Source organism: Kitasatospora sp. NPDC059673 (genome assembly GCF_042734215.1).
Classification (GTDB): Bacteria; Actinomycetota; Actinomycetes; order Streptomycetales; family Streptomycetaceae; genus Kitasatospora.
This window is the reverse complement of the sequence record NZ_JBHWEN010000006.1, coordinates 69,436-82,222: the sequence shown is the minus strand read 5'-3', so window position 1 is coordinate 82,222 and position 12,787 is coordinate 69,436. Positions and strand designations below refer to the sequence as shown.

Genomic DNA, 12,787 nt, shown 5'->3' with positions numbered 1-12,787 from the left:
GCCGGTGACGGCTCCGTTGCCGACCGGCAAAACCCAGGCAGACTCCGCGGCAAAACGGGGCATGGGGCCAGGGTGCTCACCGCATGGTAGTCCGCATATTGGGATCGCGCCGCCCCGCCTGCCCCCGTGCACGAACCGGCGCAAGTCGTGACGGTGCGTGAGTTCTTGCGCGGACGTGCCGTCAGGTCAGCGCGAGTGCCACCAGCGTCGCCGTCGCCGAGGTCTCCACCAGCGCCCCCAGCACGTCACCCGTCACCCCGCCGAAGCGCCGCACACACCGTCGCAACAGGCCCGCCGCGACCACCGGTCCGAGCACCACGGCCACCCCGCACTGCCACCGCAGCGCCGTTGCCGCGGCGGCCACCAGCAGCGTCACCGCCACCGCCGCCACCGGACGCACCGTGCCCGCCACCATCGCCCCCAGCCCCCCGGGCCGGGCGGCCGGCACCGACCGCAGGCACCCCCACGCCAGCGCCACCCGGCCCGCGGTCGCGGCGACGGCCGCGGCGAGTGCCCCGCGCCCTGGCGAGATCCCGAACTGCCCTGCCAGGGCGGTGATTTGAGTGAGCATCAGCAGTATGAGGGTCAGCACGCCGAACGGCCCGATGTCCGACTGCTTCATGATCCGCAACGCGTCCTCGGCGGGCTTGCCACTGCCCAGCCCGTCCGCGACATCCGCGACCCCGTCCAGGTGCAGTCCCCGCGTCACCACCGCCCCGACAGCCACCACCGCGACCGCCCCCAGCCACGCCCCGCCCCGCCACGCGACCAGCGCCCCCACCGCACCCGCCAGCACCCCCACCACAACCCCGACCACCGGCGCGAGCACCATCGCCACACCCCCGGCCGCCCGGTCCCACCGGTGCACCCGCACCCGAAACACCGTCAACGTTCCGAACGCGAACCTCAGCCCCGCCGGCACCGTGCCCTGCGCAGGCGGGTGCGAAAGCGGAGACTGCGCGAAGTCGGAGGACGACGACGTGGAGCCCGCCACCGAGAGACTCTCCGCGCGCTCCGCCCCGGGCTGTGCGTTCTCGTTGCTCACCGGCTCAGTAGCGACCCAGCAGCTCCGCCGCCGTAGGCAGCTTCGCCGGCGCCCGCGGCGGCAGCGGCTTCGCGCTCGGGACGGCCGTGGGCTCGGCGAGGGTGTCCGTCGCGGCCTGGAGGAGCGGCAGCGCCAGCACCGCGGAGATGCCCTCGCCCATGGTGACGCCGGCGTCCTGGAGCGGCGTCAGGGTGAGCCGGTCGTACGCCTTGGCCTGGGCGGGTTCGCCGGTGAGCGCGGCGGCCCGCCACCACTCGGGGGCGCGGAAGGCGATCCGCTGCGCGACCAGCCCGCAGGCCGCGGAGACCACCCCGTCGAGCACGACGGGAAGCTTGCGGACGGCCGCCTGCAGCAGGAACCCGGTGATCGCCGCGAAGTCCGCGCCGCCGGTCGCGGCGAGCAGCGCCAGCTGGTCGCCGAGCACGGGGCGGGCCCGGCGCAGCGCGTCACGGATGGTGGCGCACTTGACCATCCAGACCCGGTCGTCGATGCCGGAGCCGCGGCCGGTGACGGCGGCGGCGTCGGTGCCGCACAGGGCGCCGATCAGGACGGCGGCGACGGTGGTGGAGCCGACGCCGAGGTCGCCGAGGAGGACCAGGTCGGTTCCGGCGTCGGCCTCCTCGTCGGCGACGGCCATGCCGGCCCGGAAGGCCCGGGTGGCTTCGTCGAGGGTGAGCGCGTTCTCGACGTCGATCCGGCCGGAGCCGCGCCGGACGCGGTGGCGGACGACCTCTTCGGGGAACTCGGCGGGGTCGGCGTCCACCGCGATGTCGACCACCCGGACGTCCGCGCCGTAGCGGCGGGCCAGCACGGCCACCGGCGCGGTGCCGTCGAGCACGGCGCGGACCCGGTCGGCGGTGCCGCCGCGGGCGTCGAGGGTGGAGATGCCGAGCGAGGCGACGCCGTGGTCGGCGGCGAACAGCAGGACCTTGCTGGTGCGCAGCGGACGGGTCGGTGCCTCGCCCTGTGCGGACGCCAGCCAGGCCGCCAGCTCCTGGAGCCGGCCCAGGCCGCCGCGCGGCATGGCCAACTGCTGCCAGCGCTCCTCGGCGCCGCGCCGCGCACTCTCGTCAGGCCGTTCGACGAGCGAGGAGAAAGTGTCGAGATCCACGGTGGTGTCCATCGCTCGGCAATCTACACGGCCGCCGCTTTGATGGTCAGCACCTGTCCGGCGACCACCAGCAGCACCTGCTCGGAGGCGTCGGCGACGGCCATGTTGAGCCGTCCGAGGGTGTCCCGGAAGCGCCGTCCGGAGGCGGTGGCGGGGACCACGCCCATGCCGACCTCGTTGGAGACCGCGACGACGGTCCGCCGGGTGCCGGCCCAGGCCGCGGCCAGTGCCGCGCAGCGCGCCTCGACGGCCTCCCGGCCGCCGGCCGACCACCGTTCGTCGTCCCAGGCGTCGTGCTCGTCCATCACGGCGGTCAGCCACAGCGCCAGGCAGTCGATCAGCACCGGCGCCGGGTCGCTCCGGTCGGCGAGCACGGCCTCCAGCTCGCAGGTCTCGGCGGTGCGCCAGCCGTCCGGCCGCCGGGCGCGGTGCAGTTCGACGCGGTGTGCCCAGTCGGGGTCGCCGTCGCGGGTGCCGGAGGTGGCGACGTACAGGACGTCGGGACACGTGGCGAGCAGCTGCTCGGCGTGGGTGGATTTGCCGGAGCGGGCGCCGCCGAGCAGCAGGGTGCGGGGGAGAGCCATGCGATCATCCTGCCGGACGGCGCATGCCCGTATCCCAGCTGGGCACGCTACTGTCGCAACCCTTCAGCAGCAGCGTGTGATCCGGAGGAGCCCGGCATGGTGTGGACCTGGCGGTACGAGAAGAGCGACGGCACCGTGGTGGCCCAGGACGGCGGCGCCGAGGAGTTCTCCAGCCAGGGCGACGCCGAGAGCTGGATCGGCGAGGAGTGGAAGACGCTGCTGGACGACGGCGTCGACCAGGTGGTGCTGGTCGAGGACGGCCGGGACATCTACCCGATGAGCCTGCACGAGGGCTGACGCCCCGCCGGTTCGTCCGGGGTCACTTCGCCCCGACCACGTGCAGCAGCGCGGCGACGTGCCGGTACGGGTCCTGCTTGCCGGCCCGTTCCTCGGCGTCCAGCAGCTGGCCGAGCTGGCGGCCGTCCACCGGGGCGGCCTCGTCCGGCATGGTGTCGGTGAACACCCGCACCCCGTACCAGTGGCGGACGGGGACGGCGAACTCGGCGAGGGTGGTGGAGAGTTCGGCGAGCCGGTCGGCGCGGGCGGGCAGGCCGAGGCGGTTGGTGTAGCGGGTGGTGTCGAAGGCTTCCTGGCAGGCCCGCCAGTCGCCGGTCAGTCCGGCCCGCATGGCCAGCGCGTCGCCGTTGCGCACCAGCAGGGAGAGCAGCCCGCCGGGGGCCAGGATGCGGGCCACCGAGGCGAGCATCGGGTCCGGGTCGGGCAGGTACATCAGGGTGCCGTGGCAGAGCACCAGGTCGAAGCTGCGCGGCCCGAACCAGCGGCCGACCTGGTGGCCGTCACCGGTGAGCAGCTGGACCCGCTCGCGGACCTCGGGCGGCTCGGCGGCCAGCGCCTCGTGGACGACGGCGAGGATGTTCGGGTCCGGGTCGATGCCGGTGACGAAGTGCCCGGCGCGGGCCAGGCGCAGCGCCTGGGTGCCGTCGGCGCAGCCGACGTCCAGCACCCGCAGCGCGGTGCCGCGGGTGAGCTGCTCGGCGAGCTGCCGGGTCACCAGTTCCTGGCGGACCAGGTTGTGCAGTCCGCCGTGCCGCTCCAGCCATTCGCCGGCCCCGCTGTGGTACGGGCCGCCGCGGGCCGGCAGCCGTCCGTGCCGGCCGCGCGGCAACCCGTACTGGGCGGGGATGCCCGGCGTGCCGAAGGCCCCGACCGGCTGCTGCGCCGGCGGGGCCCAGTACGGCGGAACGGCTTCCGCGGTCAGGGCCGCTCGCCCCGCTTGACCATCGGCTTGGGCAGCCGCAGGCGGCGCATCTGCAGGGTGCGCATCAGGCCGTACATCACGGCGCCGCGGGTGTTGTCGTTCGGGAAGCGCTCGGCGAGGCCCTTGCGCAGCGTGAAGCCGAGCCGGACGAAGTCGAGGATGACCACCACGAAGAAGATCATGAACAGCAGCGTGGAGAGCAGCTGCAGGCTCTGCACCTTGGTGATGCTGAGCACCAGCACCACGACGGCGTACGGCAGGAAGAACTCGGCCGCGGCCCAGCGGGAGTCGACGAAGTCGCGGACGTAGCGGCGCACGGGGCCCTTGTCACGGGCCGGCAGGGCGCGCTCGTCGCCCTCCAGCAGCGCGGTGCGCTGCTTCTCCCGCTCGGCGCGCATCCGCTCGCGGGCCTGGCGGGCGGCCTCCTTGCGGTCCTTGGGAACGGAGACCCGGGTCTTCCGGTTGGCCTCGGCCTCACTGCGCTTGGGCGTGGGCCGGCCCTTCGGGGCCTGCGGGTCGCGGGGCAGCCGCTCTTCCTCCTTCGTCAAAGTGACGGACGAGGAGGCGGCGGAGTCATCGGAGCGGCGTCGAAACACACTCCCAGCGTACGGGTTGACCGGCCGCTTTCCGGCCCGGCCCCGGATGCGAACCGATATCGATCGTGAGGACGATGCCGAACGGACGCCCGCTGTAGCAGCATTGTTGCTGGCTGGTGGACTGCGCCGGGGAGCCCGTCGCGCATACACTCGACCTGTCACGAGACGCAAACCCAGGCCCGAAGAAGGGGGCTATCGAGGCCCATGAGCGACGGAATCATGAAGCGTATGGGGCTGATCTTCCGCTCCAAGGCGAACAAGGCCTTGGACCGGGCGGAGGACCCGCGCGAAACGCTCGACTACTCCTACCAGAAGCAGCTGGAACTGCTGCAGAAGGTGCGCAGGGGCGTCGCCGACGTGGCCACCTCCCGCAAGCGCCTGGAGCTCCAGCTGACGCAGCTGCAGCAGCAGTCCTCGAAGTACGAGGACCAGGGCCGCAAGGCGCTGTCCCTCGGCCGTGAGGACCTGGCGCGCGAGGCGCTCAGCCGCAAGGCCAACCTGCAGTCCCAGATCACCGACCTGGAGACGCAGTACCAGGCCCTGCAGGGCGAGGAGGAGAAGCTCACGCTCGCCTCCCAGCGTCTCCAGGCCAAGGTGGACGCCTTCCGCACCAAGAAGGAGACCATCAAGGCCACCTACACCGCCGCCCAGGCGCAGACCCGGATCGCCGAGTCCTTCTCCGGCATCTCGGAGGAGATGGGCGACGTGGGCCTGGCGATCCAGCGGGCCGAGGACAAGACCGCGCAGATGCAGGCCCGCGCGGGCGCGATCGACGAGCTGCTGGCCTCCGGCGCGCTCGACGACGCCAGCGGCCTGGGCCGCAAGGACGACATCGAGGCCGAGCTGGAGCGGGTGGCCGGCGGCAACGACGTCGAGCTGGAGCTGGCCCGGATGAAGGCCGAGCTGACGGGCGGCACCCCCGCCTCCCAGCCGCAGGCGATCGAGCAGGGGAAGAACGACACCCCGCCGCCCACCATCAACTACCGCAAGTAAGCCCGCGAGCAGGGGAGACGCACCAGCATGATCATGCGGGTCTTGGGTGAGGGGCAGTTCGAGGTCGCGGATGACGACCTGAACCGGCTGAACCAGCTGGACGACGAGCTGCTTCAGGCCGTCGAGGCGGGCGACGAGGGTGCCTTCAAGGCTGCCCTCGGCGAGCTGCTGGCGGCCGTCCGGGAGGTCGGCACGCCGCTGCCGCCGGAGTCGTTGGAGCCGTCGGACCTGATCCTGCCGGACGCCGAGGCGTCCCTGGAGCAGGTTCGTGAGCTGCTGCGGGCCGAGGGCGACGGCCTGATCCCGGGCATCCCGGAGTAGTTCGGGCGCCGTTCGTGACGAGAGGGCGGGCACCCCCCAGGGGGTGCCCGCCCTCTCGCGTGCCCGAAGCCGGTGCGGCGAATCGTTACGGCAGGGCCAGCATGCGGTCCAGCGCGGCCTTGGCGTACTTCTCGGTCTCCGCGTCCACCGTGATCACGTTCGGGACCCGGCCCTCGGCGAGCGACTCCAGCGCCCACACCAGGTGCGGCAGGTCGATCCGGTTCATGGTGGAGCAGAAGCACACCGTGCGGTCGAGGAAGACGACCTCCTTGTCCGGGTGCGCCTTGGCCAGGCGGCGGACCAGGTTCAGCTCGGTGCCGATGGCCCACTTGGAGCCGGGCTCGGCGGCGTCCAGCGCCTTGATGATGTACTCGGTCGAGCCGACCTGGTCGGCGGCGGTGACCACCTCGTGCCGGCACTCGGGGTGCACCAGTACGTTGACGCCGGGGATCCGCTCGCGCACCTCGTTGACCGAGTCCAGGTTGAACCGGCCGTGCACCGAGCAGTGGCCGCGCCACAGGATCATCTTCGCGTCGCGCAGCTGCTCGGCGGTCAGGCCGCCGTTCGGCTTGTGCGGGTTGTAGAGGACGCAGTCCTCCAGGGAGAAGCCCATCTCCAGCACCGCGGTGTTGCGGCCCAGGTGCTGGTCCGGCAGGAACAGCACCTTCTGCCCCTGCTCGAACGCCCACTCCAGCGCCCGCTTGGCGTTGGAGGAGGTGCAGATGGTGCCGCCGTGCTTGCCGGTGAAGGCCTTGATGTCGGCGGAGGAGTTCATGTACGAGACCGGCACGGTGACGTCCGCGACGCCCGCGTCGGTGAGCACGTCCCAGCACTCGGCGACCTGCTCGGCGGTGGCCATGTCGGCCATCGAGCAGCCCGCGGCGAGGTCCGGCAGCACGACCTGCTGGCGCTCGGAAGTGAGGATGTCGGCGGACTCGGCCATGAAGTGCACGCCGCAGAAGACGATGTACTCGGCTTCCGGGCGGGCCGCGGCGTCCCGGGCCAGCTTGAAGGAGTCGCCGGTGACATCGGCGAACTCGATGACCTCGTCGCGCTGGTAGTGGTGGCCCAGGATGAAGACCCGGTCGCCCAGCTTCTCCTTGGCGGCGCGGGCGCGCGCCACCAGGTCCGGGTCGGAGGCGGCGGGCAGGTCGCCGGGGCACTCCACGCCGCGCTCGCTGTTCGGGTCGGCCTCCCGGCCGAGCAGCAGCAGGGCGAGCGGCGAGGCGGTGGGGTCGACGCCGTAGGTCTCGGTGGTGGTGGTCACGGGCGGGTGCCCTCCTGATGCGGCCGGATCGTTCCCGACCAGCCTTCTCGTCTATCTGACGCTATCTATGATAACCGGTTCTCGTCAGCCTGACGATGGCCGTCCTGTCGATGTGACGAGGACCGCTCACCGGGATGGAGGCTTCCCGCGCGAGAACCCGCCGTGCCGCCGGTTGGCTGGGGCCATGAAGGCAATCGCGATCAACCGCTACGGCGGCCCCGACGTGGTCGAGTACACCGAACTCCCGGACCCCAAGGTCGGCCCCGACTCGGTGCTCGTCCGCACCCGCGCGGTCGGCGTCAACCCCGTCGACTGGAAGATCCGCGAAGGGCACCTCGACGGCATCCTCGACGTGTGCTTCCCGCTGATCATGGGCTTCGACCTGGCCGGCGTGGTGCAGGCGGTCGGCGGCGCCGTCACCGAGTTCCGGCCCGGCGACGAGGTGATCGGCTACGTCCGCAAGGACGTCATCGGGTACGGCACCTACGCCGAACTCGTCGCCGCCCCCGTCCGCACACTGGCCCGCAAACCCGCGGCACTCGGCTGGGCCGAGGCCGGCGGCCTGCCCACCGCCGGGCTCACCGCGCAGCAGGCGCTGGTGAACGCGCTGCGGGTGCGCCGCGGCGAGAGCGTGCTGATCCACGCCGCGGCGGGCGGCGTCGGCTCGCTCGCCGTCCAGATCGCCACCGCCCTCGGGGCCCGGGTGATCGGCACCGCCGGCCCGCACAACCACACCTACCTGCGCGGCCTCGGCGCCGAACCCGTCGAGTACGGCCAGGGCCTGGCCGAACGCGTCCGTGCCCTCGCCCCCGACGGGGTGGACGCGGCGCTCGACCTGGTCGGCGGCGACACCCTCGAAGTCTCCACCGCCCTGGTCAAGGACCCGGCCCGGATCGCCTCCACCGTCGACTACCGGGTCACCGCGCTCGGCGGCCACTACATCTGGACCCGCCCCGACCCCGAGGACCTGGCCGCCGTCGCCCGGCTCGCGGACGACGGGTTGCTCACCGTCCCGGTCGCCTCCACTTTTCCGCTCGGCCAGGCCGCCTCCGCCCAGGCCCTCAACGCCGAAGGGCGCACCCGCGGCAAGATCGTGCTGCTGGTGGACTGAACGGCGCCCGGCGTCGGCGAGAATGGGCCCGCAGAGTCAGCCCCTGAGCGGGGGCCGCGGCTCGCCCACCCTCACCCGTACCACCCGTGGAGCCCCGCCATGAGCACCCACCGGCCGCCCGACCTCGGCCAGGCGGTGATCGGACAGGCCCTCGACGACACCGACCGCCTGCTGCTGGAGCACCTCAGCCGCGACGGCCGCGCCTCCTACGCCGAGATCGGGTTGCTCACCAACCTGTCCGCCACCGCCGTCCGCCGCCGCATCGACCGGCTGCGGGCACGCGGCGTGGTCCGCGGCTTCACCGTGGTGCTCGACCCCGCACTGCTCGGCTGGGGCACCGAGGCGTTCGTCGAGGTCTACTGCCGGCCCCGCACCTCGCCCGAGGAGCTGCTCGCCTCGCTGCGCCAGTTCCCCGAGGTCGCCGCCGCCTGGACGGTCACCGGCGACCCCGACGCGCTTGTCCACCTGCGGGCCGCCGACACCCGCCACCTGGAAGCCGTCATCGAACGCATCCGCAAGGAGCCCGGCGTCCAGCGCAGCCGTTCTTCCGTGGTGCTCTCCCAGCTCATCTGACGCAGGAATCCTGCGCCACACCCCCCGAACACGCACGAAACCGGCCCTGACCGGCCCCGTTCCGACGCGCGCCCGCTCTGCCCCGCTGCCTACGCTGATCACGACCCCCACGCACCGCAGCAGCGAAGAGGACACCCGTGTACGCAGCGCCCGACCGCATGCACAAGCCGGACGACGAACTGGTCGAGCTGGTTTTCGACTACATGCGCGAACGGCTCCAGTACGACCCCGTCCCGCTCGACCACCCCGGCGACGGCGCCCACCTGCGGGACGTGCTCGCCGGGCTGCTGAACGACCACGGCAACAGCCCCGCCGAAGTGCTCAGGCTGTACGACCACGAGCTGTCCCGCGCCGTCATCTCCGCCGACAGCCCCCGCTACCTGTCCTTCATCCCGTGCGCCCCCACCAAGGCCGCGCTGCTGTTCGACATGGTGGTCTCCTGCGCTTCCCTGCAAGGCATCTCCTGGCTGGAGGCGGCCGGTGCGATCGCCGCCGAGAACCAGGTGCTGCGCCTGATAGCCGACCGGGCCGGGCTGCCCGCCACGGCCGGCGGCGTCTTCGTCTCCGGCGGCTCGGCCGGCAACCTGTCCGCGCTGGTGGTCGCCCGCGACACCGCCCGCCGCCGGCTGAACCTCGGCCCCGGGGCCCGGCTGCGGATCGCCGTCGCCGACCAGGTGCACTCCTCGGTCAAGAACACCTTCAACATCATCGGCGTCGAGGCCTTCCCCGTCCCCGCCGTCGAGCGCCGCCTCACCGGCGCCGCGCTGCGCGCCGCCCTCGACGCCGACCCGCACCCCGAGACCGTCATCGCCGTGGTCGGCACCGCCGGCACCACCAACGAGGGCATCATCGACGACCTCGCCGGCATCGCCGAGGTCGCCCGCGAACGCGAACTCTGGTTCCACGTGGACGGCGCGTACGGCGGCGCCGGACTGCTCGCCCCCTCGGTGCGCGAGCGCTACAACGGCATCGAGCACGCCGACTCCTTCGTGGTCGACCCGCACAAGTGGCTGTTCGCCCCGTTCGACTGCGCCGCGCTGCTCTACCGCGACCCGCGCCTGGCCCGCGCCGTGCACACCCAGGACGCCGGCTACCTGGACGTCCTGCACACCGAGGGCGACGAGTGGAACCCCACCGACTACGCCTACCACCTCACCCGGCGCGCCCGCGGCCTCCCGCTCTGGTTCTCGCTCGCCGTCCACGGCGTCCAGGCCTACACCGACGCCATCGAGACCGGCCTGCGGCTGGCCAAGGACACCGCGCAGCTGATCCGCGACACCGAACACCTCGAACTGCTCCACGACCCGCAGCTCACCGCGGTGTGCTTCCGCCGCACCGGCTGGACCCACGACGACTACTACCGCTGGTCCCGGCAACTGCTCGCCGACCAGATCGGCTTCGTCACCCCGACCGGCTGGGACGGCGAGACCGTCGCCCGGTTCGCCTTCCTGCACCCCGGCACCACCATGGAGATGGTCCAGGAGATCCTCGACACCATGCGGTGACGGACGCGTGAGAACGGCGGCTACAGGTAGCCGCCGTTCGGCACGTACGGCGCCGGCGGGCGCATCCCGCGGACCGCCAGGTACCCGCGGGTGGTCAGCGACAGGCCCAGGTCGAGGCCCACGTCCACCGCCCACTCCTGCTCGGCGGTCAGGAACGACACCTCCGCTTCGACGCCCTCCGGCACCCGGGCCAGCGCCTCCCGCAGCAGCCGGGTGGCGATCCGCTTCGAGGTCGCGGCCACCAGCTGGACGGTCCCGCCGTCCCGGTAGCAGTAGCCGGTACCGGCCAGGGTGTCCGCGATCAGCAGCTCCTCGAAGTGCGCCAGCATGAACAGGTGGTCCGGGCCGTGCGCCGCGCCCCGCAGCCGCCGGTCCACCGAGTCCAGCAGGTGCAGGTGCGAGGCGTTGCCCGCGTGCACCGGAATGTCCCCCGGGTCCAGCAGCCGCTCCCGGTCCACCCGGCCGGTCAGCCGCATCGTCGGATGCAGCGTGAACCCGGCCGCCCGGTAACGCCGCGCCGCCGCCGGGGACGGCGAGGCGCACAGCATCCCGCGCAGGCAGCCCCGCCCGTACGCGGCGGCCCGCTCCAGCAACAGTCGCCCCACGCCCTTGCCCTGCGCGGACGGCAGCACCACGAACAGCGCCAGCACCCACACGCCCTCGCGGCGCAGCGACAGCGCCGCCCCCACCGGCTCGCCGTCCTGCTCCGCGATCCAGCACCCCTGCGGGTCGGTGACGGCCAGGTGACGCGAGCGCGCGAGCCGGCGGACCCGGGCCGCCGCGTCCCCGGGCTCCGGCTCGGCGTCCAGCGGCCGCCCATCCAGGTCGCGGAACGCCGCCCGGGAGACCCGGTTCACCGCTTCGGCGTCCTCGGCGGTGTCTCTCAGCTGACGAATGATCACCGTCACATCCTGCTGTGCCCACCACGCGGGCGGTAGCGGTTTGCCCAAGAGGGCGGTGACCGCCTCCGCCCGGTTGTGCGAGCATGGGGTACGTGGGGGAGTGGGCGACGAAAAATGTCCCCCGAACGCACCACCTCCCGGAAATGAATCCGGGAGGCCGCTGGTTGGCACTGGCGGATCACAGTCGTCACAGACCGGGAGTAAGCATGACCGTCCAGGACGAGACCACCGTCGAGAGTGGCATCCTCCTCACCGATGCCGCCGCGGCCAAGGTCAAGAGCCTGCTGGAGCAGGAGGGCCGCGAGGACCTGTCGCTGCGCGTCGCCGTGCAGCCCGGTGGCTGCTCGGGCCTGCGCTACCAGCTGTTCTTCGACGAGCGTTCGCTGGACGGCGACGTCGTCAAGGACTTCAACGGTGTCAAGGTCGTCACCGACCGGATGAGCGCCCCGTACCTGGGCGGCGCCACCGTCGACTTCGTCGACACCATCGAGAAGCAGGGCTTCACCATCGACAACCCGAACGCCACCGGCTCCTGCGCCTGCGGCGACTCGTTCAGCTAAGCCCTCTTACGGCGCGAACGACGAGGGCGGCTCCCCACTCGGGGAGCCGCCCTCGGGGCTTTCCGGGGTCAGCGCGGGCCGCCGTTGCCCACCGAGTCGCCCTGCGGCGGGACTTGGTCGCCGGTGGCGGTGTCCACCACACCGCCGCCGTTCATCGGCCGGGGCAGGGTGACCGTCGCCTGCTGCTCCTTCATCAGCTGCGGGCAGGCCTGGCCGGGCTCGGCGGTCTTGGTGACCACGATCCGCAGCTTCACGGTCGGCGGGGCGTCCTCCTCCAGGCGCACCCCGTACTTGTCGCACACCCCGGCCGTGTAGAACACCGTCAAGTGGGTGGGGCTGTCCTGCCGGTAACCCGTCACGGGGATCTTCACCGCCGTCGGCGGGCGCTCGCCCACGGCGATCCCGGGACCGGTCGGCGAGGGCTGGCCGGCACCGGTGTCGGCGCTCGGGGACGGGGAGGCGGACGGCGAGTCGGGGGCCGCGGTTCCCGGGCCGGGGGTCGCGTCGCCGGCCGCGGTCGGCGCGGGTGAGGCCGAGGTCGGCGAACCGGAACTGCCGCACGCGGCCAACAGCCCGGCGGCGAGGGACGCGGCGGCGAGCGCCAGGACGGTCCGGCGCGCGTGCGAGGGCTTGGCGGAGACGGCTGCGGTCCTGTCGTCCATGATCTGCGTTCCTCCCGGGGGTCGCGCGGCACCACCGGGAGCGGCACCGCGCCGGTTCGACGTGTTCGGGAGGAAACCGGTTCCCGCTACTCGCCGAACTCCGGCATCCCCGCCACCACCCGGCGCGCCTCCACCGGCACCCGGACGCCCAGCGCCGCCGGCACCGACCGCACCGGACCGGGACCGGTGGCCGGCCAGAACCGGCCCAGCCGGCGCGAGGAGTCCAGCAGATCGGCCAGCGACTCGGCGTCGGCCTCGTCCGGGCCGGTGAGCAGTCGGCGGGGGGAGTGATCGATCACCATGCGGAACTCAGCTCCGATCGCCGCGCCGCGGCCACG

Annotated in this window: 15 protein-coding genes and 1 pseudogene; 7 read left to right on the top strand and 9 right to left on the bottom strand. The window is 72.9% G+C overall.

The genetic code is table 11. The annotated features are described in order from the left end of the window. Positions 1-181 precede the first annotated feature (181 nt). From ACFV18_RS09765 to cobU, 3 genes and pseudogenes are all read right to left on the bottom strand, one after another. Positions 182-922 (bottom strand): adenosylcobinamide-GDP ribazoletransferase, encoded by a 741-nt coding sequence (locus ACFV18_RS09765; RefSeq protein ID WP_380481540.1) that lies wholly within the window; start codon positions 920-922, stop codon positions 182-184. A gap of 127 nt (positions 923-1,049) precedes the next feature. After that, on the bottom strand, positions 1,050-2,168 hold the full coding sequence (locus tag ACFV18_RS09760) for a nicotinate-nucleotide--dimethylbenzimidazole phosphoribosyltransferase (protein ID WP_380481169.1): 1,119 nt from the start codon (positions 2,166-2,168) through the stop codon (positions 1,050-1,052). Positions 2,169-2,179: 11 nt separating this feature from the next. Then, positions 2,180-2,728 (bottom strand): annotated as a pseudogene (gene cobU, locus ACFV18_RS09755) (bifunctional adenosylcobinamide kinase/adenosylcobinamide-phosphate guanylyltransferase); the annotation flags it as partial. 108 nt (positions 2,729-2,836) lie between these two features. On the opposite strand from cobU, the gene ACFV18_RS09750 reads away from it, so the two are divergent. Further along, a complete protein-coding gene (locus tag ACFV18_RS09750) occupies positions 2,837-3,037 on the top strand; it encodes a hypothetical protein (RefSeq protein WP_380481166.1) in 201 nt (66 codons plus the stop codon). Between the two features lie 22 nt (positions 3,038-3,059). Here ACFV18_RS09750 and ACFV18_RS09745 read toward each other — a convergent pair whose 3' ends face one another. Both ACFV18_RS09745 and ACFV18_RS09740 read right to left on the bottom strand, forming a co-directional pair. Further along, positions 3,060-3,770, bottom strand: a complete 711-nt coding sequence (locus tag ACFV18_RS09745) for a class I SAM-dependent methyltransferase (RefSeq protein ID WP_380481538.1) — start codon at positions 3,768-3,770, stop codon at positions 3,060-3,062. A 185-nt stretch (positions 3,771-3,955) separates the two neighbouring features. Next, positions 3,956-4,555, bottom strand: coding sequence for a DUF3043 domain-containing protein (locus tag ACFV18_RS09740; protein ID WP_380481165.1), 600 nt, complete (start codon positions 4,553-4,555; stop codon positions 3,956-3,958). Positions 4,556-4,774: 219 nt separating this feature from the next. Between ACFV18_RS09740 and ACFV18_RS09735 the strand changes: the two genes are divergently transcribed. Beyond that, positions 4,775-5,548, top strand: coding sequence for a PspA/IM30 family protein (locus tag ACFV18_RS09735; RefSeq protein WP_380481162.1), 774 nt, complete (start codon positions 4,775-4,777; stop codon positions 5,546-5,548). A gap of 27 nt (positions 5,549-5,575) precedes the next feature. Continuing rightward, complete coding sequence (locus tag ACFV18_RS09730; RefSeq protein ID WP_380481160.1) at positions 5,576-5,869, top strand: hypothetical protein; 294 nt, start codon at positions 5,576-5,578, stop codon at positions 5,867-5,869. Between the two features lie 85 nt (positions 5,870-5,954). On the opposite strand, the gene nadA is transcribed toward ACFV18_RS09730, so the two are convergent. Next, on the bottom strand, positions 5,955-7,136 hold the full coding sequence (gene nadA, locus ACFV18_RS09725; RefSeq protein ID WP_380481157.1) for a quinolinate synthase NadA: 1,182 nt from the start codon (positions 7,134-7,136) through the stop codon (positions 5,955-5,957). Positions 7,137-7,320: 184 nt separating this feature from the next. Between nadA and ACFV18_RS09720 the strand changes: the two genes are divergently transcribed. The 3 genes from ACFV18_RS09720 to ACFV18_RS09710 all read left to right on the top strand — a co-directional run bounded on the left by ACFV18_RS09720 (position 7,321) and on the right by ACFV18_RS09710 (position 10,325). Further along, positions 7,321-8,247, top strand: coding sequence for an NADP-dependent oxidoreductase (locus ACFV18_RS09720; RefSeq protein ID WP_380481154.1), 927 nt, complete (start codon positions 7,321-7,323; stop codon positions 8,245-8,247). A gap of 99 nt (positions 8,248-8,346) precedes the next feature. Then, a complete protein-coding gene (locus ACFV18_RS09715; RefSeq protein WP_380481151.1) occupies positions 8,347-8,820 on the top strand; it encodes an Lrp/AsnC family transcriptional regulator in 474 nt (157 codons plus the stop codon). Between the two features lie 137 nt (positions 8,821-8,957). Beyond that, a complete protein-coding gene (locus ACFV18_RS09710; RefSeq protein WP_380481148.1) occupies positions 8,958-10,325 on the top strand; it encodes a pyridoxal phosphate-dependent decarboxylase family protein in 1,368 nt (455 codons plus the stop codon). A gap of 20 nt (positions 10,326-10,345) precedes the next feature. Here the strand turns inward: ACFV18_RS09710 and ACFV18_RS09705 are convergent, their stop codons facing one another. Next, on the bottom strand, positions 10,346-11,227 hold the full coding sequence (locus tag ACFV18_RS09705) for a GNAT family N-acetyltransferase (protein WP_380481145.1): 882 nt from the start codon (positions 11,225-11,227) through the stop codon (positions 10,346-10,348). Between the two features lie 206 nt (positions 11,228-11,433). Here ACFV18_RS09705 and erpA point away from each other — a divergent pair, with 206 nt between their 5' ends. Then, entirely contained in the window at positions 11,434-11,787 is a 354-nt protein-coding gene (erpA, locus tag ACFV18_RS09700) for an iron-sulfur cluster insertion protein ErpA (protein WP_380481143.1), read from the top strand. Between the two features lie 68 nt (positions 11,788-11,855). On the opposite strand, the gene ACFV18_RS09695 is transcribed toward erpA, so the two are convergent. Together ACFV18_RS09695 and ACFV18_RS09690 are read right to left on the bottom strand one after the other, a co-directional pair. Next, entirely contained in the window at positions 11,856-12,449 is a 594-nt protein-coding gene (locus ACFV18_RS09695; RefSeq protein WP_380481140.1) for a hypothetical protein, read from the bottom strand. Between the two features lie 86 nt (positions 12,450-12,535). Next, on the bottom strand, positions 12,536-12,751 hold the full coding sequence (locus ACFV18_RS09690) for a hypothetical protein (RefSeq protein WP_380481137.1): 216 nt from the start codon (positions 12,749-12,751) through the stop codon (positions 12,536-12,538). Between the last annotated feature and the right edge of the window lie 36 nt (positions 12,752-12,787).

Bases quoted from the DNA above. Each gene is read 5' to 3' on its own strand.
- ACFV18_RS09760 (WP_380481169.1), bottom strand. From the start codon at position 2,168: ATGGACACCACCGTGGATCTCGACACTTTCTCCTCGCTCGTCGAACGG.
- ACFV18_RS09750 (WP_380481166.1), top strand. From the start codon at position 2,837: ATGGTGTGGACCTGGCGGTACGAGAAGAGCGACGGCACCGTGGTGGCC.
- ACFV18_RS09735 (WP_380481162.1), top strand. From the start codon at position 4,775: ATGAAGCGTATGGGGCTGATCTTCCGCTCCAAGGCGAACAAGGCCTTG.
- ACFV18_RS09730 (WP_380481160.1), top strand. From the start codon at position 5,576: ATGATCATGCGGGTCTTGGGTGAGGGGCAGTTCGAGGTCGCGGATGAC.
- ACFV18_RS09720 (WP_380481154.1), top strand. From the start codon at position 7,321: ATGAAGGCAATCGCGATCAACCGCTACGGCGGCCCCGACGTGGTCGAG.
- ACFV18_RS09715 (WP_380481151.1), top strand. From the start codon at position 8,347: ATGAGCACCCACCGGCCGCCCGACCTCGGCCAGGCGGTGATCGGACAG.
- erpA (WP_380481143.1), top strand. From the start codon at position 11,434: ATGACCGTCCAGGACGAGACCACCGTCGAGAGTGGCATCCTCCTCACC.
- ACFV18_RS09695 (WP_380481140.1), bottom strand. From the start codon at position 12,449: ATGGACGACAGGACCGCAGCCGTCTCCGCCAAGCCCTCGCACGCGCGC.
- ACFV18_RS09690 (WP_380481137.1), bottom strand. From the start codon at position 12,751: ATGGTGATCGATCACTCCCCCCGCCGACTGCTCACCGGCCCGGACGAG.